This is a genomic window from Streptomyces sp. NPDC031340 (assembly GCF_055569945.1).
Genome location: NZ_JBVIIE010000027.1, coordinates 1 through 24,252, shown reverse-complemented (window position 1 = coordinate 24,252; position 24,252 = coordinate 1). Strand labels below are relative to the sequence as shown.

At 75.3% G+C, this 24,252-nt stretch carries 21 protein-coding genes; 15 read left to right on the top strand and 6 right to left on the bottom strand.

Annotated elements, in window-relative coordinates; genetic code table 11:
* Positions 1 to 6 precede the first annotated feature (6 nt).
* Positions 7 to 1,914, bottom strand: a complete 1,908-nt coding sequence (locus ACZ5GT_RS21790; protein ID WP_469027487.1) for a PAS domain S-box protein — start codon at positions 1,912 to 1,914, stop codon at positions 7 to 9.
* A gap of 412 nt (positions 1,915 to 2,326) precedes the next feature.
* On the opposite strand from ACZ5GT_RS21790, the gene ACZ5GT_RS21785 reads away from it, so the two are divergent.
* The 3 genes from ACZ5GT_RS21785 (at position 2,327) to ACZ5GT_RS21775 (ending at position 4,384) form a co-directional block, all read left to right on the top strand.
* Entirely contained in the window at positions 2,327 to 3,037 is a 711-nt protein-coding gene (locus ACZ5GT_RS21785; RefSeq protein ID WP_469027484.1) for a CBS domain-containing protein, read from the top strand.
* A gap of 210 nt (positions 3,038 to 3,247) precedes the next feature.
* A complete protein-coding gene (locus tag ACZ5GT_RS21780) occupies positions 3,248 to 3,844 on the top strand; it encodes an Rv1733c family protein (protein WP_469027481.1) in 597 nt (198 codons plus the stop codon).
* A gap of 141 nt (positions 3,845 to 3,985) precedes the next feature.
* Positions 3,986 to 4,384 (top strand): Hsp20/alpha crystallin family protein, encoded by a 399-nt coding sequence (locus ACZ5GT_RS21775; RefSeq protein WP_469027476.1) that lies wholly within the window; start codon positions 3,986 to 3,988, stop codon positions 4,382 to 4,384.
* A gap of 110 nt (positions 4,385 to 4,494) precedes the next feature.
* Here ACZ5GT_RS21775 and ACZ5GT_RS21770 read toward each other — a convergent pair whose 3' ends face one another.
* Genes ACZ5GT_RS21770 through ACZ5GT_RS21760 form a run of 3 tightly spaced genes read right to left on the bottom strand, consistent with a single transcriptional unit; the run spans position 4,495 to position 8,659 of the window.
* The gene (locus tag ACZ5GT_RS21770) at positions 4,495 to 5,154 is read right to left on the bottom strand and encodes a potassium channel family protein (RefSeq protein ID WP_469027472.1); all 660 of its coding nucleotides are present in this window, start codon (positions 5,152 to 5,154) and stop codon (positions 4,495 to 4,497) included.
* Complete coding sequence (locus ACZ5GT_RS21765; protein ID WP_469027465.1) at positions 5,151 to 5,810, bottom strand: potassium channel family protein; 660 nt, start codon at positions 5,808 to 5,810, stop codon at positions 5,151 to 5,153. The genes ACZ5GT_RS21770 and ACZ5GT_RS21765 overlap by 4 nt, the downstream gene beginning before the upstream one ends.
* A complete protein-coding gene (locus ACZ5GT_RS21760) occupies positions 5,807 to 8,659 on the bottom strand; it encodes a cation-translocating P-type ATPase (RefSeq protein ID WP_469027458.1) in 2,853 nt (950 codons plus the stop codon). The genes ACZ5GT_RS21765 and ACZ5GT_RS21760 overlap by 4 nt, the downstream gene beginning before the upstream one ends.
* 728 nt (positions 8,660 to 9,387) lie before the next feature.
* On the opposite strand from ACZ5GT_RS21760, the gene ACZ5GT_RS21755 reads away from it, so the two are divergent.
* A complete protein-coding gene (locus tag ACZ5GT_RS21755) occupies positions 9,388 to 9,816 on the top strand; it encodes an avidin/streptavidin family protein (protein ID WP_469027454.1) in 429 nt (142 codons plus the stop codon).
* Between the two features lie 56 nt (positions 9,817 to 9,872).
* Positions 9,873 to 10,952 carry a hypothetical protein gene (locus tag ACZ5GT_RS21750; protein WP_469027451.1) on the top strand — a complete coding sequence of 360 codons (1,080 nt, stop codon included), beginning with the start codon at positions 9,873 to 9,875 and terminating at the stop codon, positions 10,950 to 10,952.
* Positions 10,953 to 11,079: 127 nt separating this feature from the next.
* Here the strand turns inward: ACZ5GT_RS21750 and ACZ5GT_RS21745 are convergent, their stop codons facing one another.
* Positions 11,080 to 11,940, bottom strand: a complete 861-nt coding sequence (locus ACZ5GT_RS21745) for a CBS domain-containing protein (protein WP_469027446.1) — start codon at positions 11,938 to 11,940, stop codon at positions 11,080 to 11,082.
* A 222-nt stretch (positions 11,941 to 12,162) separates the two neighbouring features.
* On the opposite strand from ACZ5GT_RS21745, the gene ACZ5GT_RS21740 reads away from it, so the two are divergent.
* From ACZ5GT_RS21740 to ACZ5GT_RS21695, 10 genes are all read left to right on the top strand, one after another.
* Complete coding sequence (locus tag ACZ5GT_RS21740; RefSeq protein ID WP_469027442.1) at positions 12,163 to 12,714, top strand: hypothetical protein; 552 nt, start codon at positions 12,163 to 12,165, stop codon at positions 12,712 to 12,714.
* Complete coding sequence (locus ACZ5GT_RS21735; RefSeq protein ID WP_469027439.1) at positions 12,687 to 13,613, top strand: hypothetical protein; 927 nt, start codon at positions 12,687 to 12,689, stop codon at positions 13,611 to 13,613. Before ACZ5GT_RS21740 ends, ACZ5GT_RS21735 begins: the two co-directional genes overlap by 28 nt.
* Entirely contained in the window at positions 13,597 to 15,042 is a 1,446-nt protein-coding gene (locus tag ACZ5GT_RS21730) for a V-type ATPase 116kDa subunit family protein (RefSeq protein ID WP_469027434.1), read from the top strand. The genes ACZ5GT_RS21735 and ACZ5GT_RS21730 overlap by 17 nt, the downstream gene beginning before the upstream one ends.
* Positions 15,039 to 15,461, top strand: a complete 423-nt coding sequence (locus tag ACZ5GT_RS21725; protein WP_469027430.1) for an ATP synthase subunit C — start codon at positions 15,039 to 15,041, stop codon at positions 15,459 to 15,461. Before ACZ5GT_RS21730 ends, ACZ5GT_RS21725 begins: the two co-directional genes overlap by 4 nt.
* A 259-nt stretch (positions 15,462 to 15,720) precedes the next feature.
* Positions 15,721 to 16,284 (top strand): hypothetical protein, encoded by a 564-nt coding sequence (locus ACZ5GT_RS21720; RefSeq protein WP_469027427.1) that lies wholly within the window; start codon positions 15,721 to 15,723, stop codon positions 16,282 to 16,284.
* Positions 16,281 to 16,829: a V-type ATP synthase subunit E family protein gene (locus tag ACZ5GT_RS21715; protein WP_469027422.1), complete on the top strand. Its 549-nt coding sequence runs from the start codon at positions 16,281 to 16,283 to the stop codon at positions 16,827 to 16,829. The genes ACZ5GT_RS21720 and ACZ5GT_RS21715 overlap by 4 nt, the downstream gene beginning before the upstream one ends.
* A complete protein-coding gene (locus ACZ5GT_RS21710; protein ID WP_469027419.1) occupies positions 16,817 to 18,589 on the top strand; it encodes a V-type ATP synthase subunit A in 1,773 nt (590 codons plus the stop codon). Before ACZ5GT_RS21715 ends, ACZ5GT_RS21710 begins: the two co-directional genes overlap by 13 nt.
* Entirely contained in the window at positions 18,586 to 19,983 is a 1,398-nt protein-coding gene (locus ACZ5GT_RS21705; RefSeq protein ID WP_469027413.1) for a V-type ATP synthase subunit B, read from the top strand. The genes ACZ5GT_RS21710 and ACZ5GT_RS21705 overlap by 4 nt, the downstream gene beginning before the upstream one ends.
* Positions 19,984 to 19,987: 4 nt before the next feature.
* Complete coding sequence (locus tag ACZ5GT_RS21700; protein WP_469027406.1) at positions 19,988 to 20,614, top strand: V-type ATP synthase subunit D; 627 nt, start codon at positions 19,988 to 19,990, stop codon at positions 20,612 to 20,614.
* A gap of 389 nt (positions 20,615 to 21,003) precedes the next feature.
* Positions 21,004 to 22,254: a PP2C family protein-serine/threonine phosphatase gene (locus ACZ5GT_RS21695; protein WP_469027399.1), complete on the top strand. Its 1,251-nt coding sequence runs from the start codon at positions 21,004 to 21,006 to the stop codon at positions 22,252 to 22,254.
* Between the two features lie 248 nt (positions 22,255 to 22,502).
* Here ACZ5GT_RS21695 and ACZ5GT_RS21690 read toward each other — a convergent pair whose 3' ends face one another.
* The gene (locus tag ACZ5GT_RS21690) at positions 22,503 to 23,834 is read right to left on the bottom strand and encodes a phosphoribosyltransferase (protein ID WP_469027392.1); all 1,332 of its coding nucleotides are present in this window, start codon (positions 23,832 to 23,834) and stop codon (positions 22,503 to 22,505) included.
* Positions 23,835 to 24,252 lie beyond the last annotated feature (418 nt).

The following is a 24,252-nucleotide window of genomic DNA, read 5'->3' as shown; positions in this document are numbered from 1 at the left end:
ACCCCGTCACAGCCGGAGGGTGAACCAGGTCGTCTTGCCCTCGTCGGTGGGCCGTACCCCCCAACTGTGGGCCAGCGCCCGCACCAGGAGCAGGCCCCGGCCCGACTCCTCGTCCTCACCGGCGAGGCGCGGCTGGGGCAGCTGCGGGCTGCGGTCGCTGACCTCGACGGTCAGGTCGGTGGCCGTGCGGCGCAGGTGCAGGCCGAGGGGACCCTCCGCGTGCTGCACGGCGTTGGTCAGCGTCTCCGACAGCAGCAGCAGCGCCTCGTCGGCGGCTCCCGCGCAGTCCCACGAGGTGAGCGCCTTGTGCAGGAACGTCCGTGCCTCCGGCACGGAGGACGGCAGGGCCGGCAGGTCGGTCGTCAGGGCGGCCAGCGGCGCGGCCGGCAACCTGGCCAGCAGGAGCGTCACATCGTCGTTGTGGCTCTCCGCGTCGGGCAGCAGACTCGCCAGCACATGGTCGGCCGCGCTCTCCAGGCACGGCCTGCCGCCGGTGAAGTAGTCGTCCAGGACGACGGTGAGTTCACCGACCCGGACCTCGATGTCGCTGCCCGGCGTCTCGATCAGGCCGTCGGTGTACAGCACGAGCGTCGCGCCCGGGGGTATCGCCGTGCAGGACTGCTGGAACAGCACGCCGCCCACCCCCAGCGGCGCGTTGACCGGGGCCTGCAGTCCGCGGACCGTCTCCCCGGTGCCCGCGACGAGCACCGGCAGGTGCCCGGCCGAGCAGACCGTCACCGTCCCGGCGTCCGGGGCGATGACCAGGTAGCAGCAGGTGACGAGCTGGTCCGGCACGTCGAGGTCGGCCACGCAGGTGTCCAGGGCCTGCATCAGCTGCCTGGGCTGCATGCCGGTCTTGGCGAGCGCGTGCGCCGCCGAACGCAGCTGACCCATGACGGCGGCGGCCTCCAGACCGCGCCCCATGACGTCGCCGATCAGCACCCCGACCCGGTCGGCGCCCAGCGGTATCAGGTCGAACCAGTCGCCGCCCACGCCCGCGCCCTGGGTGGCGGGCCGGTAGCGGCTGGCGGTGGCCAGGCCCGGCAGGGCGGGAGGGGTGCCCATCAGGCTGCGCTGCAGGGTGAGGGCGATGTGCCGCTGCTGCTCGTACAGGGCGGTGAGTTCGGCCTCCGCCTGCTTGATGTCGCTGATGTCCCGGACGATGGCACACGCCCCGACCACGGTGCCGCCGGCGTCCCGGGTCGGCCACAGGGTGACGTCGACGTCGAGCAGGGCACCGGTGCGGGTGACCCGCAGCGTCTCGAAGTGCTCGACCTTCTCGCCCTCCCGCAGCCGCTCCAGCAGCAGGAAGACCTCTTCCGTCAGCTCGGCCGGGGCGAGCATCGACACGTGGCGGCCGATGGCCTCCTCGGCGCTGTAGCCGTACAGGTTCTGCGCGGCCGCGTTCCAGTAGGTGATGTACCCGTCGAGGGTCTTGGCGAGGATCGCGTCCTGCGACGACTCCACCAGCGCCGCGAGCTCGTTGATGCGTGCCTCGGCGGCCTTGCGGTCGCTGACGTCGCGCACCGCCGCGGACACCAGCAGCCCCTCCGCGGTCTCCAGCGGACTGAGGCTGATCTCCACGGGGAACTCGGTGCCGTCCCTGCGCAGCCCGTGCAGATCCAGCCCGGCCCCCATCGGGCGCACCTGGCGGTTGGCGGCGTAACCGCCGCGGTGGAAGGTGTGCTGGGCGCGGAAGCGGTGCGGCATCAGCAACTCGACCGGCCGGCCCAGCAGTTCCCCGCGCCGGTAGCCGAAGAGGGCCTCGGTCTGGGCGTTGACGAGCCGGATGGTCCCGGTGTCGTCGACGATCACCATGGCGTCCGGCGCCGCCTCCAGCAGCCCCCGGAACCTTTCTTCGGCGCCCCGAGGCGTCTCCTCGACGACCTCACAAACCTCGTCTGCCCCCGGCACCTCAGGGATGTCATGGTTCGCCTCACGCGCCTCGCGGGCCCGCCCGCCGCACGGGCAGCCCCGCGGCCCGTCCGCTGCGGAAACCCGCCTCCCATCGACGAAGTCGGCCACCTCCGCCTCACCTCCACCGTCCGACGACCAGGACAGCTGAGCGCCTTCACACCACGGACACACCGGAATGTCGCCTACTGTCCGTATGCTGTCCGGTCCTGTGCGTGGTCGTTCCGCGGTCGTTCGCTCTCCATTCCGTGCTCGTTCCCCGGCCGGTTGCACCGTCGACCGCGAGAAGTGTCCACGGGATCCCCTGTCGGGGCCACTCGGCCCATGCCCGGCGCGCCCCGGTGGCTCAGCCTGAAGACGGGCGCTCACGCGCACCGCGCCACCCCGCGTCCGAGCCGCGCCGGAGGACATCATGTACGGCACCCCGCACACCGTGAGCGATGTGATGACCCGCACCGTCGTCGCCGTGACGGACGGCGCCCCGTTCAAGGAGATCGTCCGGGCGATGCGCCACTGGCAGGTCAGCGCCCTCCCCGTGCTGGACGACGGCCACCGTGTGGTGGGCGTCGTCTCCGAGGCCGACCTGTTGCCCAAGGAGGAGTTCCGGGACGACGACCCCGACGTGTACACCCGGCTGCGCCGCTCGCCCGATCTGGACAAGGCCGCCGCCCGGACCGCCGGGGACCTGATGACGGCGCCGGCCGTCACCGCCCGGACCGGCGACACGCTGGCGCAGGCGGCCCGGGCCATGGCGCGGAGCGGCGTCAAACGACTGCCGGTGGTGGACGAGTCGGGAGTGCTGCAGGGCGTCGTCAGCCGTTCCGACCTGCTCGTCGTGTTCCTGCGGACCGACGAGGACATCGCGCAGGAGGTGCGCCAGGAGGTCGTCGCCGCGCTCTTCCCCGACCAGGCCGAGCGGGTGCGGGTACGGGTGCGTGAGGGCGTCGTACGGCTGACCGGACGGGTCCACGACACCGCGCTGGTGCCCGTCGCCGTGCGTCTGGCCCGGGCCGTGGAGGGCGTGGTGGACGTCGACTGCGCGCTGCTGGGCCCGCCCCGCCGGGTGGACCTCGACCCCGACCTCCCCGACGCGCCCGGCGCGCACCCCGCACGGCCCGCCTGACCGGACGCCCCGCCCGCCCCGCCCGATCCGTACGGTCCTCGGACCGTCCGCCGGTACCGCCCGGCCCGCGAGCCGGGCCGGGCGGGTCACCAGGCGTGCCCCAACGTCCCGGCGGTCGCCCCGGTCGGCCCCTGACCCGCGGCGGCCGGAGGTGAGACGTTGCAAGAGGGGAACGGAACCTGACGCGGCACGCGCGAAGGGGTGTCTCCCATGAAGAAGGCGCGTCCTACCCGGTCGGTGAAAGTACGGTTCTGGCGGTGGCGGCGGAACCCGCTGCGCCGCCCCAGCGACCGCGCGGAGGCCTGGATCGTCCTGGCCGCCTGGCTCCTCGCCCTGCTCGCGGCCCTGTGCACCGGGCTCGCGGTCGGCGGGTGGGTGACGGACGGGCTGGCGGCGCGACGGGCGAGCGCCCACCCCGTGTCGGCCGTCCTCGTCGACGACGTCCCCAGCACGCCGGCCATGACCGGGTACGGGTCCGACGGGACCGTGTGGGCGCGGGTGCGCTGGACGGGCGCCGACGGCGCCACGCGCACCGACCGCGTCAAGGTCGACCCCGGCGAGCCGGCGGGCACCCGGGTCACCGTCTGGCTCGACCGCACGGGCACCCCGGTCACCGAGCCCCCGGGCGTCACGGAGGCCCGGGTGCAGGCCGCGCTGCTGGGCGTGCCGGCGGGACTGGGCGCCGGAGCCCTCGTGCTCGGCGGCGGGCGGCTGGCGCGCGGCCGGCTGGACCGGCGGCGGTACGCGGAGTGGGCCGCGGAATGGGAGCGGATCGGCCCCCAGTGGAGGAAGCGCATGCTCGGCTGACCGGGCTGACCGGGCTGACCGGCGGATACAAGGCTGACAGGGCCGACAGGGCCGACCGGGTCCCGTAGGGGGCCGGACGGCCCACGCGTGCGTCGGGCCGCGGTAGGAGCCTGGGAGTTGGACGACGAAGAGGAGGGAGACATGAGCAGCATGATCGAGCGGCTGCCCGGCTGGTCCACGCTTCCCGACCTGTTCGGCCGGGCCGAGGCGCCGGGTACGCACGGCATTCGCATCGAGGAGCACATGAAGGACGGGGCGTACGTGCTGCGGGCGGAGCTGCCGGGCATCGACCCCGCCAACGAAGTCGAGATCACCGTCACCGAGGACGTTCTGACGCTGCGGGCCGAGCGGAGCGAGGAAAAGACCGAGAAGCACCACTCGGAGTTCCGCTACGGGACCTTCACCCGGTCCGTCCGGCTGCCGGCCGGCGCCAAGGGCGACGAGGCGACCGCGGAGTACAAGGACGGTGTGCTGACCGTCACGGTTCCGGTGCCCGAGAAGGCGGCGGACACCAAATCCATCCCCGTGCGGCACGTCTGAGCGCTGTCACGCGCTGAGCCGCATCCCGTGCGCGGCCGGTGGACCCACCGGCCGCGCACCCGCGTCCACCACCCCGCCCGCCCTGTCGCACCGTCCCGCGGCGGGGGCCGTCACTGGAACACCGCGTGGACCTCGCTCTCCGTGGCGGTGTGCGAGACGATCAGCAGTTCGTCGCCCTCCCGCAGCCGCAGATCCGGCGTGGGCGCCAGCGGGTCGCCGCCGCGCACGACGGCCGTGACGACGATGCCCGGCGGGACGGCGAGTTCCGCCAGCGTGCGGCCGGCCGCACGGGAGTGCGAGGTGATGGTCGTCTCGATCACGTCGACGCCCGCCTTGCTCAGCCGCAGCAGGGCGACGGTGTCGGTGGCGCTGGTCGCCTCCTCGATCAGCGAGATGAGGGGCGCGGCGGCCGGGACGGCGGTGTCGACGCCCCAGTGCGGGGTGAACATCCAGGCGTTGTCCTCGTCGTTCACCCGGGCCAGCACCCGGGCGACCTTGAACTGGCGTTTCGCCAGCAGGCTGATGACCAGGTTGTCCTCGTCCTCGCCGGTCGTGGCGACGACGAGGTCGGCGGCGCCCGCACCGGCGTCCTCCAGGACGCCCGGCTCGCAGGCGTCCCCCCAGTACAGCTCGGCGGGCACGTGCCCGCGCAGCGCGGCGACGCGCTCGTCGTCCCGGTCGATCAGCGTGACCCGGTTCTGCGCGGCGGCGCCCAGGACCTGGGCGATCTGGGTACCGAGGCGGCCCGCCCCGGCGACGATGACGTTCATGCGCCCAGCTCCTTGTCCAGGAAGCCGCGCAGCCGGCCCAGGGCGTCGGCGGCGACGGCGAAGGTGACGAGATCGTCGGCCTCGGCCGGGGTGTGGTGCGTCGGCAGGAACGACCGGCCGCCGCGGGTCACCTCCACGACCCGGATCTCGCCGTCTACCTCCAGCTCGCCCAGGTGCCGGCCGGTGAGATAGCCGGGCAGCCGGGAGCGCAGCAGCAGCGTCTCGCCGTTGCCGAAGTCGAGTTCGGGTGTGAGGTGGCGGTGCAGCAGCATCTGGTGCAGCTGGTGCACGGTCCAGCGCACGCTCGCGATCGTCGGGATGCCCAGGTCGCGGTAGATGTCGGCGCGCCGGGGGTCGTAGATGCGGGCCAGCACGATCGGTACCCGGTAGGTCTCCTTCGCGGTGCGGGCGCTGACGATGTTGGTGTTGTCGCCGGAGGTCACGGCCACGAACGCGTCGGCCAGCTCGATGCCGGCCGCCTCCAGCACGGTGCGGCTGAAGCCGTTGCCGGGCAGGAACCGGCCGGAGAACCCGGCGGGCAGATGACGGCGGGCCTTCGGCTCGCGGTCGATCACCCGTACGTCGTGGCCCTCGTTGACCAGCTGGGCGGCGAGCGCGGAACCGACCCGGCCGCACCCCACCACGATGACCCTCATGGCGTCTCCTCCTTCTCGTTCCCGGCGGCCTTCTGGGTGGCCTTCTCGGCGGGGGCGGGGGTGCGGCGCACCCACCACTTGCGGGCCTCCTCCGCGGACAGCAACAGCAGGCCGAAGCCCGCCAGGACGGCCCAGTCGACGGGTGCGAGGGGCGCGGTGTGGAACACGTCCTGCAGCAGCGGTGCGTAGCTGATGGCGGCCATCAGGAGGATGCCGAAGCACCCGCCCGCGATCAGCCGCGGGTTGGAGAACAGCCCCACCGTGAAGACGCTCTCCCGGTCCGTCCGCACGGCCAGGGCGTTGAAGAACTGGCTGACCACGATCGCGGCCTGGGTGAGCGTGATCGCCTTGCGGTAGGCGGGGTCGCCGCTGGTGAAGTCGGCGAACGGGATGCCGGCCGAGTGCACCTGCCAGAAGAAGACCGTGCACACGCCGATGGACTGGACGAGCCCGAGGAACACGAACCGGCGCACCAGCTCCGCGGAGAACAGCCGCTCGCGGCGGGAGCGGGGCGGGCGGTCCATGGTGTCCGGCTCGGGCGGCTCCGCCCCCAGCGCCAGGGCCGGCAGCACGTCGGAGCCCAGGTCGATGGCGAGGATCTGGATCGCCGTCAGCGGCACCAGGGGGAATCCGGCGAAGGTGGCGGCCAGGATCGGGGCGAGCTCGGCCAGGTTGTGGCTGAAGAGGTAGGCGAGGAACTTGCGGATGTTGCGGTAGACCGACCGGCCCAGCTCGACGGCCGCGGTGATGGAGGCGAACGAGTCGTCCAGCAGCACCATCACCGAGGCCTCACGGGCCACGTCGGTGCCGGTGGCGCCCATGGCGACGCCGATGTCGGCGTGCTTCAGCGCGGGCGCGTCGTTGGCGCCGTCCCCGGTGACGGCGACGACCTCGCCGCGTGCCTGCAGGGCGGCGACGACGCGCATCTTGTGCTCCGGGCTGACCCGGCACAGCAGCAGCTGACCCGACCCGGCGAGCAGTCCGTCGAGCGTGTCCGCGTCCATGGCGTCCAGCCGGGAGCCGGTCACCACGGTGGGGGAGGGGTCGGTGACGATGCCGACGCGGCGGGCGATCGCCTCCGCCGTCAGCGGGTGGTCACCGGTCAGCATCACGATGCGGATACCGGCCCGGTGGCAGGCTCGCACCGCCTCGGACACCTCGGGCCGGGGCGGGTCGAGCATGCCGATCAGGCCCAGGAACGTCAGCCCCGCCTCGGCCTCCTCCACCGTGCCGGGCACCGCGTCGACCGGGCGCACCGCGACGCCCAGCACCCGCAGTCCCCGCCCGGCCATCTCGTCGTTCGCGGCGACGACCGTGTCCCGCAGCGGCGCGGTGAGCTCCTCGTCGCCTCCCGCGTGGCGGACCCGGGCGCACCGGGCGAGGAGTTCCTGCGGGGCGCCCTTGACGCACAGCAGGTTGCCCCGGTCCGTCCGGTGGGCGGTGCTCATCAGCTTGCGCACGGGGTCGAAGGGAAACTCCCCGATCCGCGGGGCCGCCTCCTTCTCCGCCGCCGTTTCCAGCCCCGCCTTGGCCGCCGCGACGAGGATCGCGCCCTCCGTGGTGTCGCCGAGCACCCGCCAGCCCTCGGACCGCGCGGGCGGCACCAGTCGGGCGTCGGTGCACAGCGCCCCCGCCCACAGCAGCGCGCGCACTCCGTCGGCGCCGGCGATCTCGCCGACCGGGGCGTAGCCGACACCGGACACCGTGTGCGACGTCCCGTCGCTCCACAACTGCGTGACGGTCATCTCGGCCTGGGTGAGCGTGCCGGTCTTGTCGGTGCAGATGACGGTGGTGGAGCCCAGCGCCTCCACCGCCAGCAGCTTCTTGACCAGCGCCTGACGGCGGGCCATCCGCCGCACGCCGATGGCCAGCGACACCGACAGCGTCGCGGGCAGCCCCTCGGGCACCAGCGCGACCATGACCCCCAGCGCGAACACGAACGCCGACACCAGCGGTTGCCCCGTCTGCAGGCGCAGGGCGAACACACCCGCGCCGACCGCGACGGCCAGCGCCGCCACCCGCCGCGCCATCACCGCCACCTCGCGCTGCAACGGCGTCTTCTGCTGCGGCGCCTCGTCGGTGAGGCGGTAGATCCGGCCGAACTCCGTCGCCCCGCCGGAGGCGTACACGACGGCCTTGCCGGAGCCCGACACCACCGTCGTGCCCATGAAGACGCAGTTGCGGGACTCCAGCGCGGTGTCCGCGGCCGTCTGCTCGCTCACCCGGCCCACGGCCGAACTCTCCCCGGTCAGCGGCGCGTTGTTCACCGACAGGCCGTGGGCCTCGACGACCCGGCAGTCTGCGGACACCGCGTCCCCGGCCTCCAGGACCACCAGGTCGCCGGGCACCAGCGCCCCCGACGGCAGCTCCAGCCGCTCCCCGTCCCGCAGCACCCGGCAGGTGTGCGGCACCATGGCCTGCAGGGTCTGGGCGGTGCGCTCGGCGGAGTACTCCTGCACGAAGCCGATCACCGCGTTCAGCAGCACCACGCCCAGGATGGCGAAGGCCAGCTGCAGGTTCCCCACGTCGCGCGGGTGCTGCAGCGCGTAGGCGAGGAACGTCAGCACCGACGCGACGATCAGGACGACCGCGAACAGATCGGTGAACTGGGCGGCGAAGCGCCGCCACATCCCCTTGCGGCGGGGCCGCGGCAGCTGGTTGGGGCCGTAGTACCCAAGGCGGGCCTCGGCCTCCGTGCCCGACAGGCCGCGGACCGAGGTGCCGTACGCGCCGAACACCTCGTCCGGACGCAGTCGCTGGACCGGCGCCGACGATCCGTCGGGCCGCGGCAGGGCCGCCCCGGGGCGGGGGGGACCGGCCGGAACGCTCGCGGTGAGATGACTCGGCACCGTACCCCCACGGCTGGACGGCAACTCTCCGTTCCAGCCTGGGTCAGCGAAGATCGTGTCGCCAGGGGCCACCCGGCCCACCCCCGGGGGCGGGCGGGCCCGGACAGCGGGCGGGCGGAAGCCCCCGTACACGCGGAAGCCCCCGTACACGCGGAAGCCCCAGGACATGCGGAAGCCCCCTGGAGACGACGCTCCCGGGGGCACGAACGAACCTGCGAGGTGGGCTCCCTTCGCCGGCATGGTCCGGATCAGGTTCTGGAGGTCGCCATCCGGTCTTCCGACCGTCCGGCCTCTCAGCCCACCCGTCTGCGGCGTCCTCTGACAGGGGCGGTGACTCCCCTGTTGGGAACGGCCGTTCCGGGCGGACTCCCTCGCTCGCCCCGCAGGCTGACTTCAGCCTACGTCCGCACCAGCACGGCAACAGGGCCGTTCGGGCCGACGCGGGTGGGCCGTTCGGCCCCGCTTGCGACGGCGGGGTGGGCCGTTCGGCCCGGCCGCGGTGGCGGGAGAGGGCCCCGCGGTCGGCGGCGCGGAGGCGCCTGCCTTCGGCGGAGGGTGGGCCGGGCAGGACTGCAGGTCAACCCGCCCGGGCCCGGGCCCGGGGACGTTCGGCCCAGTGCACAGGGGTGCGCGCGGGGCGAATGATCGAAGTGGGGCGGAAGCCCCGTGGGCTCCCGGCCGACCAGGCCGGCGCGACAGCCGTGCGCCGACAGGAGTAGGAGCGAGCGATGAGCATCAGTGGTGACTGGTACAACGAGGCCGGCTCGCACATGAGGATCACGGTCGACCCCGTCGGAGGAATCAGGGGCACCTACATGTCGGCCACCGGCCACGTCGCGGGTGCCTACCCGCTCGTCGGCCGCTACGACACGGCCGACTTCCCCGACCACGGGACCACCCTCGGCTGGACGGTGGCCTGGCACAACGAGCGCAGCGACGCCGCGTCGGTGACCAGCTGGAGCGGTCAGTACCACAAGGAGGGCGGAGAGCGGATCTGCGCCACATGGCTGCTCACCGCGTCCGCCAACCCGGCCAACACCTGGGAGGCCACGGCCGTCGGGCAGGACGTCTTCACCCGTGAACGGCCGTCTCCCGAGCGGATCGCCGAACACGTCCGGCAGAACGAGACCGCCTCCCACCCGCACCACGCCGGGTAGCGGTAGCCCGGCCGAGTCATGAGTGCGCGCGAGTCGCGCAGGTGGGGAGGCAGGCCATGGTGGGCATCCCGCCCGACACGGCGCTGAACGCCCGGCTGGCCCGCTGGGTGGCCGAGGGACTGCTCGAGGCCGGTCAGGCCGAGCGGATCGAGGCCGCCGAACGGGCCCGCGCGGCAGCAGGCGCCGGTCAGGCCGCTGGGACTCAGGCCGTTGGGGCTCAGGCCGGTACGGCTCATGCTCGTACGGGCGGAACGCACCAGGCCGGCCGGGTGCCGCTGGTGGCCGAGGCGCTGGGCTACCTGGGGGCGGCGATGGCGGTCGTCGCCGGGTTCCTGGCGGCGCACCGGCTGTGGCCGGACATCCCCACGGGCGCGCAGGCCGCCCTCGCGGCGGTGGCCGCCGTCGTCCTGGGCGTCGCCGGTGCCCTGCTGCGCGATGCGGCCGAACCGGCGTTCGTGCGGCTGCGCGGTGTGCTGTGGCTGGCGTCCACCGGCTCGGTGGCCGCCTTCGCGGGCGTGCTCGCCGCCCGGGCAGGGAACTTCTCCCCGCAGGTCACGGCCCTGACCGCCGCCGGTGCCGCGACGGCGTACGGCGTCGTGCCGTGGCTGCTCAGGCCCGCACCGCTGCAACAGCTGGCGGTGTTCGCGGGCGCCGCCGTCACGCTCGCGGCGGGCGTCGAATGCCTCGGTGACGACGTGCCGTTGTGGGCGCCCGGGCTCGGTGTCTGGCTGCTGTCCGCGCTGTGGGGCGCCGCCGCGCACCGCGGCCACGTGCTCCCGCGGGAGACCGGGTATCTCGCCGCCGCGCTCGGTCTGCTGGTCGGCGCGCAGCTGACCATGGACCTCGCCGCCGGTCACGTCCTCGCTCTGGCCACCGCGGGCGGCCTGCTCGCCGCGGGAGTGGCGCTGCGCAAGGTCTGGGCGCTGCTGCTCGGCGCCTTCGCGACTCTGCAGACGGTGCCGCAGACGGCGGAACGTTACCTCCCGGGATCGCTCGCGGCACCGCTGTCGATCCTCGTCGTCGGAGCGGTCCTGCTGGCCCTCGCCCTGCTGCTGGCCCGTTGGTCCAGCAGGGCCGGTACGCCCCGCGGGCCGAACAGCGCGGGGACACCCCGGCCACCCCGCGCCGCGCCTTGAACCGCACGTAGCCCGCCGGCGCCCGCGTCGCCTCCGACTGCCGTTGCCGCGGGACGCGCGTAGCCCCGTCCCCCGGTCGTCAGTCACCCTGTACGACCGGGGGAGGGGGCCCCGCGCTTCCGGCCGCTCACACGGCGATCAGGTGGTCCACCACCTCCACCACGTCCGGGATCCCCGCCACCGCCTCCGTCAGCCGCGGGACCACGTCCGCGTCCAGCGAGCCGCTCAGCGTCACCGTGCCGTTGCGCACCTGCACGTCCAGCTGTGCCGGGTCGATGCCCAGCTCCTCCCGCAGGACCTTGGCGACGACCTCCTCCCGGATGGCCGCGTCCTCCCGCACCAGGGCGTGCAGCAGCTCACTGCGGCTGACGACGCCGACGAGCGTGCCCTTGTGATCGGTCACGTAGATCTGCCGGATCCGGGAGTGGGCGGCCGTACGGGCCGCTTCGAGCACATGGGTCCACGGGTGGACGGTGAGTGCCGGCGCCGTCATCAGCGTGGCCGCCGTCCCCCCGTCGCCCCCGGGCGCCTGCCGCCGGCCGAACAGTCGCTCGAACGTGCCGGGCCGTTCGTCCGACGCGAGGGACGCGGCCCGCGCGAGCAGATCGGACTCCGCGATCACCCCGATGACCCGCTGGTCGGCGTCCACCACGGGCGCGGCGCCGACCTGCTCACGGGCCAGCAACCGGGCGACCTCCAGGAAGGGCGTGTCCGCGGAGATCCCCGCGACGGCCCGCCGCATCACGTGCCGCACCTGAAGCTCCGGGACGGGGATCGCATGGGCCGCGGGCGGCACGGCCGCACGTGCGGCGGCGGCTGCGACCGGCTCCCGCGCCGCGGCCTCCACCGACCGCGCGGCCATGGCCTGCAGATAACGCACCATCAGGTCCTGGCGGAACTCCTCCGCCGGTTTCGGGGCCAGGCCCGGTACCGTGCGACGGGCCTCAGCCGACGCCGTACCGGCTTCCCGCGCGTTTCGGTCATCCATGGCAACCTCCGGCCGTACGCAGGGTCGAGAGTCCTCCGAGACCACCTTCCCGCCGCGGTGACCGCGACCACAGGGGCCGCACGGCCCCTGGCCCAGGTCGACCGGCCCCTGTGGACACTTCACGCCACGTCCGTACCGTGGAATCCGAGGACATCCAAGGACAATCCGGGGGCATCCCGGTAAAAGTGGACGAGCGGTCACCGAGCGGGCCGGGAGGTGCTCATGCCGGATTTCCGCGCGTTCCTCGCGCGTTTCCGGCCGGCCGGTTCACCCGGTCCGGCGGCCGGCGGGGCCGTTCCCGCCGACCGGTCCGCCGAGCTCGCGGCCGAACTGCGGGCCCCGCTCGCCGCCACCGACGCCGCCGCGGCCGAGGCGGCCGCGATCCGCGAGGCCGCCGTCCGCGAGGCCGCGCACCGCCGCCGTGCCGCCGCCGAGCGTGCCGAACGCGTCGTGCGCTCGGCCCAGCAGCGGGCCCTCGACGTACGCCACGAGACCGCGGCCCGCCTCCGCCAGGAGGCCGCCGCCGAGGCCGCCCGCGCGGAGGCCGCCGCCGAACGCGCCGTGACCGAGCTGCGGCAACGGGCGCGCGCACGCATGCCGGACCTGGCGGCGCGACTGGTGGCCCGGACGACGGACGAGCTGACCGGCGCGACGGACGAGCTGTCCGGCGCCACGGACGAATCGACCGGCGCGCCGGGCACCGACGAAGCCGGGACACGGCCCGAAGCACCACACCGGGAGACGCCATGGGCGCAGGGTGGGTCGCGGGAGTGACCCGGGCCAGAGCCATGGCCGCCGGGCGGGCCGGGCCCGACACGGCACGGCACCTGGCGGCCGCGCCGAGCCTGTCCGACGCACTGCGCGAACTCGCCGGCACCTTCTACCGGCGCGGACTCGACGTGACGGCCGGCGCCGCCGACGCGCAGCGCGCCGTGTCGGACGCCCTGGTGTGGCAGTTGCGGGTGCTCACCGGATGGCAGCCCAGGCCGGGCGCCGTCGCCGTACGCCTGCTCGCCTCCGCCTTCGAGATCGAGAACACCCGTCACCACCTGCGCGCCCTGTCCGGCGCGCCGCGTCGCGTCCCCTACCGGCTGGGCGCGCTGTCGACCGCGTGGCCGCGGCTGTCGCGGACCGCCTCCCCGGCCGAAGTGCGCGCCGTGCTGGCCACTTCCGCGTGGGGCGATCCCGGAGCCGAGTCACCGGCCGCCGTTGTCACCGGCATGCGGTTGTCGGCGGCCGCCCGGACCGCCGCGAAGGTGCCGCAGGCCGCCCGCTGGGCGGCGGGCCAGGCCGCGCTGCTGGTGGCCCGCGAGGTCCATCTCACCGGCCTGCGGCTGACCCGGCCCGCCGGGCGCCACGCCGCGTCGCTGCTCGGCTCGGCCGCCCTGCGCGCGCCGTCGTTCACCGGCTTCCGCGCCCGGCTGGCGGCCCCGGCCCGCTGGGTGCTGGCGGACGTCGAACGGCCGGAGGACCTGTGGCGGGCCGAGGCCCGCTGGTGGCCCACGGTCGAAGCGGAGGCCCTGGAGACGCTGCGCCGGGCGCGGCTCGACGCCTCACCCGTCGTGGCCGCGGCCGCCGTGCTCGGCGTCGACGCCTGGCGGGTCCGCGCCGGCCTGGAGTGCGCCGCCCAGGGCGGCCGGGCGCTGGAGGCGTTCGATGAGCTCATGGGCTGACTCCCTGACCCCGGCCCGGATGCGGCGGGTGGCCGTCGTCGCCCCCCGCGCCGCCCTGCGGGACACCCTGGTGCGGGTCGCCGACGCGGGCTGCGTCGAACTGGACCACGCCGACGACGCCGACCGCGGCGCCCCCGGCCCCGCCGCCCGCCGGCTCCAGGCACTGGGCGCGCAACCAGCCCGGCCGCTGCTGTCCGCCACCGAGCCCGACCTCGACGAGCTGCGGCGCCAGGGCCGGGCCGACCTGCTGGCCGGCGAGGCGGAACTGGAGGCCCACCGGGAGGCGGCCGTGCTGCACGGCGACGTGGCCGCGCTCGCCGGCTGGTGCCCCGCCGCCGACGTGCCCCGACTCGCCGGCCTGCTCGCGGACGCCGGAGGCGCCGTGGTGCCGCTGCGGACGCCGCGCGGAACCGATCCGCCGACCCGGCTGGCCGAGCACGGCACGGTGCGGCGCTCCCTGGTGCCGCTGGTGCGCACCTACGGGACCGTCCCCTACGCCGACGTCGACCCCACCCTCCCCGCCGGGATCGCCTACGTCGTCATGTTCGGGATGATGTTCGGCGACGCCGGCCACGGGCTCCTGCTGCTCGTCGGCGCACTGCTGCTGCGCTCCGGCCGCGTCCGCCGCCTGGCGTCCCTGCGGACTGTGTGGCCGTTCCTGGCCGGTGCCGGGGTCACCAGCATCCTGGCCGGCATCGCGTACGGGGAGTTCTTCGGCCCCACCGGAGTGCTGCCGGTGCTGTGGCTGAACCCGATGGACCAGCCGCTGCGCCTGCTGGGCAGCGCCATCGCCTTCGGCGCGGTCCTGCTCGCCCTCGCCTACGTGGCGGGCATCGTCAACCGGTGGCGCGAGGGCGGCCCGGGCCACGCCCTGTACGCCTCCTCCGGCATCGCCGGAACCGCCGTGTTCCTCGGCCTCGGCGGACTCGCGGGCGGCGTCGCGCTGCACACGCCCGCGCTCCTGACGGCCGGTGCGCTGCTCGCCGTGACCGGACTGGCGCTGGCCGGCATCGGTCTGTTCACGGCGTCCGGAGGCGGCGCCGCGGGCGCCCTGCAGACCGGCATCCAGCTGTTCGACGTGGTGATCCGCATCGGCTCGAACACCGTCTCCTTCGCCCGGCTCGCCGCCTTCGGGCTGACCCACGCCGCGCTCGGCGCCATGGTCTGGCGGGGCACCACGGCGCTCGCCGGATCCGGTCCGGTGGCGGTCGTCGCGGCGGCCGTCGTCTTCCTGGCCGGCAACGCGCTCGCGTTCGCGCTGGAGGCGCTGGTGGCCGGCGTCCAGGCGCTGCGCCTGGAGTTCTACGAGCTGTTCTCCCGCGTCTTCGACGCCGAGGGGCGGCCGTTCCGGCCCTGGCACGTACCCACGCAGCGGACCGCCGAGCACGAGGACGTGCCCGCACTGCACAGCACGGAGGTGACGACATGATCGCTTGGCTGATCGCACTGCCGGCGCTCGTCGGGGCGTTCGCCGTGACGCACCGGCTGCTGCGGCGCCGCAGCAAGGCGGTGCTGCGGTCCGTCCTCGCGGCGGACGCGGCCCTGTTCGCGGGAGCCCTGTCGCTCCTGGTCGTCGGGCTGAGCGGCGGCTCGGCGCACGCGGACGCCGTGACGACGGCGGCGCAGAGTTCCGGCTCCAACTCGGCGGCCCTCATCGGAGCCGCCATCGCGGTCGCCGGGGCGTCGATCGGCGCGGCCGTCGCCGTCGCCTACACCGGCGCGGCGGCGCTGGCCGCGCTGAGCGAACGCCCCGAACTCTTCGGCCGGGCCATGGTCATCGTCGGCCTGGCCGAAGGCATCGCCATCTACGGCCTGGTCGTCGCCATCCTCCTGATCGGGAAATCCTGACATGCCCGCCGACAACGATGACCTGCCCGGACGTGCGGCCGGGTCCGGGGAAGCGGGCGGGCCGCGTGCCGGGTACGGCGCGACGCCGCGCGCCGGGGGCGGGGGCGGCGCGCGCGTCGAGGGCGGTGGCCGGACCCCGGCCGACCCGCGTGGAGCCCCGGCCACGCCCGGTGCGGATGCTGGTGCGGGTGTGGTGACGACATCGGACGCCGACGCGGCAGACGTTCCGGTGCCGGGCGGCGGAGGCGGCGGACATGACGTGACGACGACACCGCGAGCCGACCCCCGCGACCGGCCCGCGCCCGCCGTGGGCAGAGACCACGGCGCTTGCACGGACACCGGGGACCCCGACGCCCACGCCGTCGGCGGGGAGGACGATGCGGATGCCGGCGGAGGGGACATCGGCGCCTGCACCGTCAGTGGGAACTCCGACGCTCGCGCCGACAGCGGGGAACCAGGTGCCCACCCCGTAGGCCGGGACGGCGGCGCACGGTCGGGTGGCGGTCACTCGGGTGAGGCCGTCGGCGGAGCGGAGCCGGGAGCGTCCGTCGCCGGGGCGCCGGGGCCGCGGGCCGACCGGTGGACCGACCGGCGGGCCGGGCGGTCGCGGGTCGCGGCGATCGGGGAGCGGGTGCGGGTCGCGGGGCTGGCGGCGGCCGGCGTCGACGTGTTCGCCGCGGAGGACCCGCGGGCCGTGCGCGCCGCCCGGGACAGGATTCCGGCGGAGGTCGGGCTGGTGATCATGACGCCCGCCGCGGCCGCCGCGCTCGGCCCGGAACCGTTCGACGACACCGGACCGCTCACCGCGGTGATGCCGTCATGAGCGCCGCCACGAAGCCCGAGAAGCCCACCCTGCCCGCCCGGGCCGACGCGGCCCTCGAGCCGGTGCGCGACCGTCTGCTGCGGGACGCCCGCGCCGAGGCCGAGGCCCTGCTGGCGGCGGCCGACGCGGACGCCGCCGCCGCGCTCCGTGACGCCGAGACCCGCGCCGCGGAGATCCTGGCCGAGGCCCGGAGGCAGGGCGCGGCCGACGCCGAGAACGTCCGCGCCACCGCCCGCGTCCGCGCCCGCAGGACCGCCCGGGCCCGGGAACTCGCCGCCCGCCGCGAGTGCTGGGAGGAACTCGGCCGGCAGGTCGTCCAGGGCGTCGGCGAACTGCGCGGCACCGACGCCTACCCACGGCTGCGGGAACGGCTCACAGAGTACGTACGGCAGGTCCTGGGCCCGGACGCCGTCGTGACGGAGGCCCCCGGAGGCGGCGTGACCGGCGAGGCCCCGGGCCGCGGCATCGACTGCAGCCTGGCCGCGCTGGCCCGCCGGGCGCTGGAGCGGACGGGAGTGGAGGCGGAGCGGCTGTGGGCACCCTGACCGGTACCGGTACCGGCACACCGAACGGCACCGCGTACGGCACCGGCCGCGTCCTGCGGGTCAACGGCCCCCTCGTCGAGGCCGAGGGCGTGGCCGGCACCGCCATGTACGACCTGGTCGAGCTGGGCGAGGCCCGGCTGCCCGGGGAGGTCGTCGCCATCCGCGACACCGTCGTCACCGTCCAGGCGTACGAGTACACCGGCGGCCTCGCGCCCGGGATGCCGGTCCGCCCGCTGGGCAGGCCGCTGTCGGCGGCCCTCGGCCCCGGCCTGCTCGGCGGCGTCTTCGACGGACTGCTGCGCCCGCTGGCGGACGCGGGCCCCTGGCTGGAGCCGGGCGCCGCCGGCCGCCGCTCCGGCGGGCCGGCACGGCGGTGGGAGTACGCCCCGCTGGCCGCGGAGGGCGACCCGGTCGCCCCCGGCGACGTCCTCGGCGAGATCCGCGACGCGGGACCGGTGCCGGTGCGGGTGCTCGTGCCGCCCGGCTGCACGGGAACGGTGGCACGGCCCGCCGCGGCGGGCCGCCACCCGGAGGACGCGGTCCTCGCCACCGTCGCGGGCACCGAGGTCCGGATGACCACCCACTGGCCCGTCCGCACGCCCCGCCCGGTCCGCGGACGCCGGGACGCCGGCCGCGCCCTGCACACCGGGCAGCGGGTCATCGACCTGCTCTTCCCGGTCGCGCTCGGCAGCACGGTCGCCGTACCGGGCGGCTTCGGCACCGGCAAGACGGTGCTGCTGCAGCAGATCGCCAAGTGGTGCGACGCCGACGTCATCGTCTACGTCGGCTGCGGCGAGCGCGGCAACGAGATGGCCGACGTCATCGAGGAGTTCGGCGCGCTCACCGACCCGCGCACCGGAGGCCGGCTCGCCGACCGGACGGTCATCGTGGCCAACACCTCGAACATGCCGATGATGGCGCGGGAGGCCAGCGTCTACACCGGCGTCACGGTCGCCGAGTACTTCCGCGACATGGGCCTGGACGTGGTCGTCATCGCCGACTCCACCTCCCGGTGGGCGGAGGCGCTGCGGGAGTTCGCCTCCCGCACCGGCGCCCTGCCCGCCGAGGAGGGCTACCCGGCGGGCCTCGCCTCCGCCATCGCGGCGTTCTACGAGCGCGCCGGGGCCGTCACCACCCTCGGCGGCCGCACCGGCTCGGTCACGGTGATCGGCGCGGTGTCCCCGCCCGGCGGCGACATGGCGGAGCCGGTCACCGCCCACACCCAGCGCTTCGTACGCTGCCTGTGGACCCTCGACCGCGACCTCGCCTACGCACGGCACTACCCGGCCGTCTCCTGGGCCGAGTCCTTCTCCCGCGACGCCGGCACCATCGGCGCCCACCACGCCGCCACCGACGACCCGGACTGGCCCGCGCGCCGGGCCCGCGTCGCCGAGGTGCTCGCCGAGGCCGACCGGCTCGCCGATCTGGTCGACCTGGTCGGCATCACGGCCCTGCCCGCCCAGGAACGCGTCAGCGTGCTGGCCGGACGGCTCGTCCGGGAAGGCGTGCTCCAGCAGAGCGCCCTGTCCGCGCGGGACGCCCACAGCGGCCCGGAGAAGACGGCAGCGCTGGCCGAGGCGGTGCTGGCGGTGATCGCCCGTTGCCGCGAGCTGGCCGACGCGGGGGTGCCGCCGGCCCGTATCGAGGAGGCCGACTTCTCGCCCGTGCTGCGCGCCCGCGAGGAGGCCGGGCCGCAGGACGCGGCGAAGGCCGGCGAACTCGGCGCGGCCATGCTCGCCCGGCTGGCGGAGGTGTCGTGAACGGGACACAGGACTGGGGCCGCGTCGAGTACACCTCGGTGCGCGAGCTGCGCGGTCCCCTGGCCGTCGTCGACAAGGTCGAGGGGGTCGGATGGGACGAGTTCGTGCTGTTCACCCTCGACTCGGGCGAGCGGCGGCACGGGCTCGTGCTGGAGGTCGACCGCGGCACGGCCGTGGTCCAGGTCCTCGAGGACACCGGCGGCATGGACCCGGCGCGCGTGCGCGCCGCCTTCACCGGCACGCCCCTGCGCGTCCCCGTCGGCACCGGCTGGCTGGGACGGGTGTGCAACGGCCGCGGCGAACCCCTCGACGGCGGCCCGCCGGTGTTCGGCGCGGCCACCTCGGCCGTCGGCGGCAACCCCGTCAACCCGGTGCGCCGGGAGCCGCCCGCCGAGCCCGTGCTGACCGGCGTCAGCGCCATCGACGCCCTCACCACCCTGGTGCGCGGGCAGAAGCTGCCCGTGTTCTCCGCGGCCGGGCTGCCGCACCTGGAACTCGCCGCCCAGATCGCCGCCCAGTCCACGGCCGGCGGACAGCCGTTCTGCGTGGTGTTCGCGGCGATGGGCGTCACCCACGCCGACGCCGCGTTCGTGCGCGACGCGCTGGAGGAACGCTCGGCGGCGGGCGAACTGGTGCTGCTGCTCAACACCGCCGACGACCCGGTGATCGAGCGCATCCTCACCCCGCGCATCGCCCTCACCGTCGCCGAGCACCTCGCCTTCACCGCCGGCCGCCACGTCCTGGTCGTGATGACCGACATGACGAGCTACGCCGAGGCGCTGCGCGAAGTGTCCGCCGCCCGCGGGGAGATCCCGGCACGCCGGGCCTACCCCGGCTACCTCTACAGCGACCTGGCGTCCCTGTACGAGCGCTGCGGACGCGTCCGCGGGCTGCCGGGCTCGGTCACCGTGCTGCCGGTGCTGACCATGCCCGCGGGCGACATCACCCACCCCGTCCCCGACCTCACCGGGTACATCACGGAGGGTCAGATCGTGCTCTCCCGCGACCTGCACGCCCGGGGCGTCTACCCGCCCGTGGACGCGCTGTCGTCGCTGTCCAGGCTGATGCGCAAGGGCGCCGGGCCGGGCCGTACCCGCGACGACCACCTCGACGTCGCCGCGCAGCTGCTGTCCGCGCTGGCCCGGGCCCGCCAGGTCAAGGAACTCGCCGACCTCGTCGGGCAGGCGGCACTCGGCCCCGCGGACCGTGCCTACCTCACCTTCGACGAGGCCTTCGCGCACGGCCTGGTGGACCAGGGCAGCGCCGAACTGCGCACCCTGGAACAGACGCTGGAACGTGCCTGGCAGGTGCTGCTCACCCTGCCGCGCAGCCAACTCGCCATGATCCCGGCCGAGTTCCTCGACGCCCACCGGCCCGCGCGGGGAGGCGGGTGACGCCATGGCCCAGCTGCGCGTGCCACCCGGCCGAGCCGGACGGATGAAGCTGCGCCGCAGCCTGGACGCGGCCCGGCGTGGCGCGGACCTGCTCGACCAGAAGCTGCGCATCCTGCGCGCCCGCCACCAGGAACTGTCGGAGGCCGAACGCGTCGCACGGGAGCACTGGCACCGGCGGCTGGACGAGGCGGAGTCGTGGCTGCGCCGGGGACTGCTCCTCGGCGGCGAGGAGGCCCTGGACGCCCTCGTCCGCACCCGCCCGGCCGAGCTGGAGGTCTCCTGGACGTCCACGATGGGCGTACGGCATCCAGGGGGCGCCTCCTGCACGGTCCCCGGACGGCAGCCGGGCGACCCGGCGCCCGCGAACACCGCGCTGGTGCACGCCGAGGCGGCCTACGCGGACGCCGTGCGCGCGGCCGCGGCGTACGCCGCCGCCCGGGCGGCGGCCCGGACCGTCGGCGCCGAGGTGCTCAGCACCGGCCGCCGGGTACGGGCGCTGCGCCGCCACTGGGTCCCCCGCCTGGAGGCGGCCCTCGCCCGCGCGGACGCGGCGCTGGAACAGAGCGAACACGAGGACGCGGTACGCAGACGCTGGGCAGCAGCCCCCGACCACCCGTCCCCACCCGAGTGACCGGCCCCCTGCGGTCTGCGCCTTCCGGCCTGCGAAGCCGTCGCTCCGGCGTCCACGCCCTCTTCCGGCGCCTGGCGCGACAAGGGCCTGACCGCAGAGTTCCTGACCGCCGGACTCGGCGGCCAAGGCGGAGCCGACGCCGAACACCGCGAGGCCGCTGAAACGCCGTGGTGCTGTGGACCGTGGGGTACATCGGCGCTGCCGTCGCCCGGCCGCGGGCCGATGGCCACGAGACGCGGCCGGCTCCGAAAGCCGCCCGAGTCCTCCCGGCCGCCGAACGGTGACGGCAGTCATGAAGCCGGGCGGTTGGCGGTGGGCAGGCGCAGGCAGCGCGGGGAGCCTAGGTTGGGGTCAGGCCACAGGATGCAGCGGGAACCAGGAGCGGCGGGATGGCAGCGCAGGTGGATCACGCGGCGCTGTTCGCCGCCACGCCCAGCCCGTATCTGGTGCTGGGCCCGGATCTGGTGATCGTGGACGTCAACCGGGCCTACCTGGAGGCGACCGGGCGCATACGCGAGGACCTGGTGGGCCGGCATATTTTCCAGGCGTTCCCCGACAACCCCGGTGATCCGGACGCGGACGGGGTGCGGAACCTGAACGCCTCTCTGCACCGGGTGCTGGCCACGCGCAAGCCGGACACGATGGCGCTGCAGAAGTACGACATCCCCGTCCCGCACCGGCCCGGGGCGTTCGAGGAACGCTGGTGGTCCCCGGTGAACACCCCGGTTCTCGGGCCGGACGGGCAGGTGGCGTGGATCATCCACCGGGTGGAGGACGTCACCGCGTTCGTCGAAGCGCACCTGGCCGCCCACCCCACGGGCGTCCGCGTCGACCGGCGCTTGGAGGTGGCCGAGTCGTTGGAGGCGGAGCTGTACGCGCGGGCGCGGGAACTGCAGCGGCTCAACGAGGAACTGCGCCAGGCCCACACCCGGGAACGCGAGGTCGCCGTCACGCTGCAGGAGGCCATGCTGCACGCACCCGACCTGGCTCACCACCGCGATGTCGTGGTGCGCTACCTGCCGGCGGTCGGCTCGCTGAACGTGTGCGGCGACTGGTACGACGTCGTCGACATCCCCCCGGACCGGCTCGCGCTGGCCGTCGGCGATGTCATCGGCCACGGCCTCGAGGCAGCCGCGGTCATGGGCATGCTGCGCAGCGCCCTGTCGGCCGCCATCCGGGCTCTGGACCGCCCCGCCCAGGCCCTGGAGGTCCTCGGCCTGTACGCCCGCTCGATCGAGGGCGCGCTGGGCACGACCGCGGTCAAAGCGATCGTGGACCGGCGAAGCCGGATGATCACCTACAGCAGTGCCGGGCACCCGCCCCCCGTCCTGGCGCACGCCGACGGCCGGAGTGAACTGCTGGACCGCGCGACCGACCCGCCGCTGGGCGCGCGCCCGCAGCATATGCCCCGCCCGCAGGCAAGCGTCCACTACGAGCCGGGGGACACCCTGGTGCTGTACACCGACGGGCTGATCGAGCGCCGCGGGGAGGACATCGACACCGGCCTGGACCGGCTGATGGGCGCCCTTGCCGAATGCACCAGGATGGGGCCCGAGCAGACCGCCGACACCGTGCTGGCCCGCCTCGACATGGCCAGCGGCGGCCGCGACGACGTCGCCCTCGTCGTCGCCCGGCTCTGAAGCGACTGGCGAGCCGGCATTCCGGCGGCCCTGACAAGCACTGGCCCGATCTGCCGCCGATCGTGGGCGATGAGCAACCGGACCGGCTCCAGGAGGGCTGCTGGAGGTTGCCAGGGGCCCCGCATCCCGCAGCAGCCCTGGAGAGCCTCCAGCCGCTGCCGAGCGGCGCGAAACGTAACCGTCGCGCTCGGAGAGAGAACGGCTTCTGCGGCCTTCCGGCCTGCGGCTGGTGTCGGTGGCCGCTGCCCTTACCGGGTGTCCGGTGAGGTGCCGGCGTGGGGGAGGGGCAGGTGGGTGGTGAACCACTCGCCGGCGACCTCGGCGACCGTGGACAGGGCTCCGGGCTCGGGGAAGAGGTGGGTGGCACCGGGGACCACGGCGATCCGGTGCTCGCAGTGCATCCAGTCGGCGGCGAGCCGGTTGAGGCTGAGGACCCGGGGGTCGGCGGACCCGACGACGAGCAGCGTCGGCGCCCGCACGTGCGCCAGGGCGGCGGGCGTGGCCAGGTCGGGACGGCCGCCGCGCGAGACGATCGACACCACCTCGGCACCCGGCAGCGCGGCGGCCTCCAGCGCGGCCGCGGCCCCCGTGCCGGCCCCGAAGTAGGCCACCGGCAGGCCCGTCTCGTGCCGCAGCCACAGCGTGGCGGCGTGCAGGCGTTGGGCGAGCAGACGGATGTCGAAGACGTTGTGCCGGTTCTGCTCCTCGTCCGCGGTGAGCAGGTCGAGCAGCAGCGTCCCCAGGCCGGCCCGGTGCAGGACGCCGGCCACGTAGCGGTTGCGGGGGCTGTGCCGGCTGCTGCCGCTGCCGTGCGCGAACGCCACGACCGCCGGGGCCGCTTCGGGCACGACGAGCTGCGCGGCCAGTCGTACGTGCCCGGCGGGCACCCGCACCTCCCCGTCCCCGGGCGCACCGGGGGCGAGCCGGGGCGCGCCCGCCGGAGCGGCGCGGGCGGCCCGCTCGAGCAGGGTGGTCACCTGTGCGTCGCCGACCTGGGCGAAGTCGTCGTACCAGGCGCCGACCGAGTCGACGCGGGGCGGCCGCCGCAGGGCGATCACCTGGTCGGCCGCGCCCCGCAGCCGGGTGACGGCGGACTCCGGACCGACCGGCACGGCGAGGACGACCCGGGCGGCGTGCAGCGCGCGGGCCACCCGGCAGGCGGCCTCCGCGGTGGCGCCGGTGGCCAGCCCGTCGTCGACGATCACCACGGCCCGCCCCGCCACCGGCACGGGCGGGCGGCCGGCGCGGTAACGCAGCGTCCGCCGGTCCAGTTCGGCCCGTTCGGACCGCTCCACGACGGCCTGCTCATCGGGGCCCAGCCCGGTGCGGCGGACCACGTCCTCGTCGAGGACACGCACCCCGCCCTCACCGATCGCGCCGAAGCCCAGCTCCGGCTGCCAGGGCACACCGAGTCCGCGCACCACCAGCACGTCAAGGGCCGCGCCGAGCTCCCTGGCCACCTCATAGGCCACGGGCACACCGCCCGGCGGCAGCCCCAGCACGACGACGTCCTGACCGCGCAGGTGCGCCAGACGATGGGCCAGCCGCAGACCGGCCTCCGTGCGGTCCCGGTACCGCATGGGCACCTCCTCATGCGCGTACCGCGTCGGCGGCACCCGCCTCTGCCCATTCGACCCCCGTTCCGGACGATCCGGCAGGGGCGCACGGGTCCGGCCCGGAGGGACCATCGGCCCGCACGGCGCCGACGCGGGCCGTGGATGTGGCGGACCTGCGGGGCCAGGGCGGATCCGCCGGCTCGACCCGGCGGCCGTCGTACGCCGTGGGGCCGCACGGTCCGGGGCAGTTGTCGGGCCTGGGACGGGCGTCGCGTCCGGGGAGCCGGAGCCGTTTGCGTGGAAGCCGCGTCGGTCGGGGGGGGGGGGGGGGGTGGGGGGGGGGGGGGGGGGGGGTGGGGGGGGGGGGGGGGGGGGTGGGGTGGGAGAACTGAGGGGGGGCGGCGGGTGTGACTGGGGTAGGCACGGGTGCGTACAGGCGGTG

Coding starts and splice junctions, on each gene's coding strand:
- ACZ5GT_RS21785 (WP_469027484.1), top strand. CDS start 2,327: ATGTACGGCACCCCGCACACCGTGAGCGATGTGATGACCCGCACCGTC.
- ACZ5GT_RS21780 (WP_469027481.1), top strand. CDS start 3,248: ATGAAGAAGGCGCGTCCTACCCGGTCGGTGAAAGTACGGTTCTGGCGG.
- ACZ5GT_RS21775 (WP_469027476.1), top strand. CDS start 3,986: ATGAGCAGCATGATCGAGCGGCTGCCCGGCTGGTCCACGCTTCCCGAC.
- ACZ5GT_RS21770 (WP_469027472.1), bottom strand. CDS start 5,154: ATGAACGTCATCGTCGCCGGGGCGGGCCGCCTCGGTACCCAGATCGCC.
- ACZ5GT_RS21765 (WP_469027465.1), bottom strand. CDS start 5,810: ATGAGGGTCATCGTGGTGGGGTGCGGCCGGGTCGGTTCCGCGCTCGCC.
- ACZ5GT_RS21755 (WP_469027454.1), top strand. CDS start 9,388: ATGAGCATCAGTGGTGACTGGTACAACGAGGCCGGCTCGCACATGAGG.
- ACZ5GT_RS21750 (WP_469027451.1), top strand. CDS start 9,873: ATGGTGGGCATCCCGCCCGACACGGCGCTGAACGCCCGGCTGGCCCGC.
- ACZ5GT_RS21745 (WP_469027446.1), bottom strand. CDS start 11,940: ATGGATGACCGAAACGCGCGGGAAGCCGGTACGGCGTCGGCTGAGGCC.
- ACZ5GT_RS21740 (WP_469027442.1), top strand. CDS start 12,163: ATGCCGGATTTCCGCGCGTTCCTCGCGCGTTTCCGGCCGGCCGGTTCA.
- ACZ5GT_RS21735 (WP_469027439.1), top strand. CDS start 12,687: ATGGGCGCAGGGTGGGTCGCGGGAGTGACCCGGGCCAGAGCCATGGCC.
- ACZ5GT_RS21730 (WP_469027434.1), top strand. CDS start 13,597: ATGAGCTCATGGGCTGACTCCCTGACCCCGGCCCGGATGCGGCGGGTG.
- ACZ5GT_RS21725 (WP_469027430.1), top strand. CDS start 15,039: ATGATCGCTTGGCTGATCGCACTGCCGGCGCTCGTCGGGGCGTTCGCC.
- ACZ5GT_RS21715 (WP_469027422.1), top strand. CDS start 16,281: ATGAGCGCCGCCACGAAGCCCGAGAAGCCCACCCTGCCCGCCCGGGCC.
- ACZ5GT_RS21700 (WP_469027406.1), top strand. CDS start 19,988: ATGGCCCAGCTGCGCGTGCCACCCGGCCGAGCCGGACGGATGAAGCTG.
- ACZ5GT_RS21695 (WP_469027399.1), top strand. CDS start 21,004: ATGGCAGCGCAGGTGGATCACGCGGCGCTGTTCGCCGCCACGCCCAGC.
- ACZ5GT_RS21690 (WP_469027392.1), bottom strand. CDS start 23,834: ATGCGGTACCGGGACCGCACGGAGGCCGGTCTGCGGCTGGCCCATCGT.